Origin of the sequence: Gemmatimonas sp. (assembly GCF_041689975.1) — a bacterium.
Classification (GTDB): domain Bacteria; phylum Gemmatimonadota; class Gemmatimonadetes; order Gemmatimonadales; family Gemmatimonadaceae; genus Gemmatimonas.
Genome location: NZ_JBDNFF010000409.1, coordinates 1 through 3,760, shown reverse-complemented (window position 1 = coordinate 3,760; position 3,760 = coordinate 1). Strand labels below are relative to the sequence as shown.

The window sequence follows — 3,760 nt, the reverse complement described above, 5'->3', positions numbered from 1 at the left end:
GCTTGAGACGTACTCCCCGGGCCGGGCGACGGCCACGGTGCTGGCGCGCCAGCTATCGCGAAGGGACGGGCAGAGTGCTGGGCAGGTCGGGCGGGGTGGTGTGCTGAGCGACCTGCTTGAGAGGTGCCTTGCGACGCAGCAGTCGACTATCACGGTCCGCTCGGGAGCGGGTACGACGACACTGTCGACGCGCGACGCGCTTGCCCGGCTGGAAGATCTTACGTACGGGTTGGGCACGCAGTACCTGCTGACCGTTCGGCGCCCCGAGTGATGACGGCGGCCGCCTAGCAGTTGACAGAAGGCGCGACGCGAATACACTTGCACAAGTGAATCCGTTTTCTGCAACCGTTCGGTTCTCGATCCTCGAGGCCGCCCCGTCGACGCCCTCTGGCCCGGCGGCAAGCCTCTTTACGTACGATGACGCGGAGCCTATCGAGCGGCTTCTACTCGACGAGCTGAACTCTCTCCCCGAGGGCGGCTTACTGATCGTCGATTTCGACGGGGTTCGGGCCGCGTCTGAGGCCGCGCGACAGTTGCTCCGCCGCCCGTTGCTTCGCCTGTTCAGCGGCGAACTGAAGGATCGATACCTAGTGCTGGATCACCTTGAGAAGTGCCGGTACTCGGTGGACGCGATGCTCGAAAAGGAAGAGCTGGTCGCAGTCGCGCGAACTGCGGAGGGGCCGCTGTTGCGTGGTGCGGTGGAGGGCGTCGCGGCGGAGACCTACGCGTACGCAGTCGCTCACGACGAGGTTACGGCGAAGATGGTGTTCGACCATTTCGAGCTACAGGGGTTGGCTGCGGCGACCAATCGCTTGACGAACTTGGCTAGGCTTGGCGTGATCCGTCGAACCGGGATTCGATCCCTGCCGGCGGGTGGGCGCGAATATCTTTACGTCGCCATTCAGTAGACTTCGCGCTTTCCGCGCCGTGAACGCGCGAAACCACGCCGCATTCGTGCTCAGAAAATAAAAGGAGGAGACTTGTAGAATTTCTCATTCTCGTGTTCATTTACTCAAGTGATTACGGTGTAGGCGCGGGCTCGACGCATCGAAAGTCATGGGGACTCTTCCGGATCACACGCTGGCTCACCTTGGAGTAGGAGCGAAGCGCCATGAGCAAAGGACCACTCAAGCCGGGAAGCACCGCCCCCAATTCGGGGCAGTATCAGCAGATCGGACCGCGCGGAGGCGCCGGGAAGGAGGTCACGGCGGTGCGTGGGAAGCCGCTGCCGCCGACCCCCACGAAGGGCACGACGTACACACTGGTCGACCCAACGAAGAACAAGTCTGGTCGCGCCTGATGGCTTCCCGCGACGCAACAACACGCAGACGTCGCGCCGCTCAAGGGGGAGCGGGCGAGGTGGCAGAGGCAACCATAGCGGTACTGTCCCCGAGCCGGGCGGCAGACGAGTCGGCGACCATCGCGCCGGAGATAGCATCCCGTGATGTGCCGCAGTGGGTGCAGGTGTTGTTGTGGGGGAAGGCGGCCGGCCGCTGTCAGTTTGCTGGCTGCAATCGGGTCTCCTGGAAATCAGAGGTGACTCAGGAGACGCACAACGTCGCGGAGAAGGCGCACATTCGCGCGTTCAGCGTGGGCGGGCCCCGGGAGGCGGTCGGCACTCCAACGCACCTAGTGAACGACCTCAGTAACCTGATGCTTCTCTGTCACGATTGTCACGTGACCATCGACAAGCGCGACGGCCCCATTCGGTACACCGCCGACCTGCTGCGCCATATGAAGCGCGAGCACGAGGACCGCGTTGAAGTGGTCACTGGGATCGTACCTTCGCTGAAGAGTCATGTGGTCACATTTGGGACCTACGTCGGTGAGCATCAGGCGTTGCCGGCCTTTGCGTCGGCAGCGTGTGCGCTCTTTCCGCATCGCTGGCCCGCGCAACAGTTGCTGATTGAGCTCGGCACGCGTGTCGGACCGCTTAGGGATCGCGATGTCGGCTTCTGGGCGACCGAACGCAAGCAGCAGGCTTTTCAGTTTGACCGACAGGTTCGGCAGGCAATGGAGCGCGGCCTCACGTCGCACCTATCGCTGTTCGCTCTAGCGCCGCAGCCGCTGTTGATCGATTTGGGTGTGCGCTTGGGGGAGCTCACCGACGTCGACGTGTACCAGTTGCATCGCGAGCCGAAGGGATGGCTGTGGCCGACCGGCCCGGTCACGTCGCAGGTCCTCCGCATTGATCGCCCTCCCTTCACAGCCAGCGGTGCCCCAGCGCTGGTGTTTGCGATCAGCGCGAATGTTGCACGAGAGCGGATTACCAAGGTGTTGGGCGAGGACGCCGCCTGCTGGGTGATAACCGTGGAGCGACCTCACAATGACGTGCTCACTTCCCGCGATATGCTGCATGACTTCCGAACGCTCATGCGGCCGTTGCTCAACGAGATCAAGATGCGACACGGGCACGAGACGCCGTTGCACGTGTTTCCCGCGATGCCCGTTTCGTGCGCGGTGGAGTTCGGGCGCGTGCGCTCGCCGAAGGCCGAGCCGGCGTGGCATCTCTACGATGAACAGCAGGGCCAAGGCGGATTCGTGCATGCGTTCACAATTTCTGCAGGAGCCACCGAATGAATATCATTGCGTCGCGCGCGACTCAACTATGGACGTTGATCGCGGAAGAGTTGGACATCGCCCCCTCGTTGTACGAGAAGGCGTCGGCACGGCACGTCTCGGTCGGAGAATGGCTGTGTCGTCCGAGTTCTCCACTTGCTGTGCTTGAACCTCGCGTACACTCGCAAGGGTCGTTTCGGTACGGCACCGTGATCAAGCCCCTCGTCGCCGACGCAACCTACGACCTGGACAACGTAGTAGTGTTCACTGCGATGCAGGTGACCACGATGTCGCAGGAGCAGCTCAAACGACGATTCGGCGACGAGATCGCTGCGTACGCTCGCGCGCACCAGATGCAGGAGCCAATCGAGAAGGGCCGTTGCTGGCGACTCCCCTACCGCGACGAGGTGTCGTTTCACTTGGATGCACTGCCGTCCGTGCCAGCCGCGCGGGCGACCCAGCTCGCATTGCGCGACGCAGGCGTGGAAGACGATTGGGCACGACGTGCGGTCGCCATCACGGATCTCACACACGCTGACTACCGGGTGCTGAGCACCAACTGGTTGACCAGCAACCCGCGTGGCTTCGCGCGCTGGTTTGAATCGCGTGCGGCGCTCGGTCGTTCGCAGCCCAGCGGTGTGCGCGCCGGTGTCGTCGAAGACGTCCCGCCGTACCAGTGGAAGACGCCGCTGCAGCGAGCTATCCAGATTTTCAAGCGGCATCGCGATGTCATGTTCGCGAGGCAGCCGGAACTCGCACCGATCAGTATGATCATCACGAACCTGGCGGCCCACGCGTACGACGGCGAGCGCGATCTCGGCGAGGCATTGCGCGGCATCGTCTCACGCATGGGACGCTTCGTTCGCCCAGTACCGCCGCGGGTGCCCAACCCGACGCATCCGCGCGAAGACTATGCGGACAAATGGCGCCGCGATTCTCGGCTCTCGATGAATTTCGATGGCTGGCTCTCGCAGTTGCGCGCCGACGTCATGTGCTGGGATGATCCGTTCGTGCCATTCGATCCGGCGCTTGTCAGCCAGCGCTTCGCTGTGCAGCTCTCATCGGAACAGCAGCAGCGTCTTGCGCCGTCGGCACCCCTGATCATGGTCGCCGCCGCTACGCCGCGCGTTCAAGATGCTCCGAGACCGTGGGGGCGGTGACCGACGCGTGAGCTCGCGCCTCCACCCCGGGACCGGCCTCG

At 63.5% G+C, this 3,760-nt stretch carries 5 protein-coding genes; all 5 read left to right on the top strand.

Annotation, left to right across the window (positions count from 1 at the left end; translation table 11 throughout):
* Positions 1 to 271 (top strand): hypothetical protein (locus tag ACESNG_RS23260; RefSeq protein WP_373071089.1); only part of this gene is annotated, 271 nt, incomplete at its 5' end.
* Positions 272 to 326: 55 nt separating this feature from the next.
* Positions 327 to 908, top strand: coding sequence for a hypothetical protein (locus ACESNG_RS23255; protein WP_373062616.1), 582 nt, complete (start codon positions 327 to 329; stop codon positions 906 to 908).
* Between the two features lie 203 nt (positions 909 to 1,111).
* Positions 1,112 to 1,300 carry a hypothetical protein gene (locus tag ACESNG_RS23250; RefSeq protein WP_373062618.1) on the top strand — a complete coding sequence of 63 codons (189 nt, stop codon included), beginning with the start codon at positions 1,112 to 1,114 and terminating at the stop codon, positions 1,298 to 1,300.
* Positions 1,301 to 1,359: 59 nt separating this feature from the next.
* Positions 1,360 to 2,580, top strand: coding sequence for an SAVED domain-containing protein (locus ACESNG_RS23245; protein WP_373071087.1), 1,221 nt, complete (start codon positions 1,360 to 1,362; stop codon positions 2,578 to 2,580).
* Positions 2,577 to 3,719, top strand: a complete 1,143-nt coding sequence (locus ACESNG_RS23240; protein WP_373062622.1) for a nucleotidyltransferase — start codon at positions 2,577 to 2,579, stop codon at positions 3,717 to 3,719. Before ACESNG_RS23245 ends, ACESNG_RS23240 begins: the two co-directional genes overlap by 4 nt.
* The last annotated feature ends 41 nt before the right edge of the window (positions 3,720 to 3,760 follow it).

What these genes read in the sequence shown, in the direction of transcription:
- ACESNG_RS23240 (WP_373062622.1), top strand. Translation starts at nt 2,577, where the DNA reads ATGAATATCATTGCGTCGCGCGCGACTCAACTATGGACGTTGATCGCG.
- ACESNG_RS23250 (WP_373062618.1), top strand. Translation starts at nt 1,112, where the DNA reads ATGAGCAAAGGACCACTCAAGCCGGGAAGCACCGCCCCCAATTCGGGG.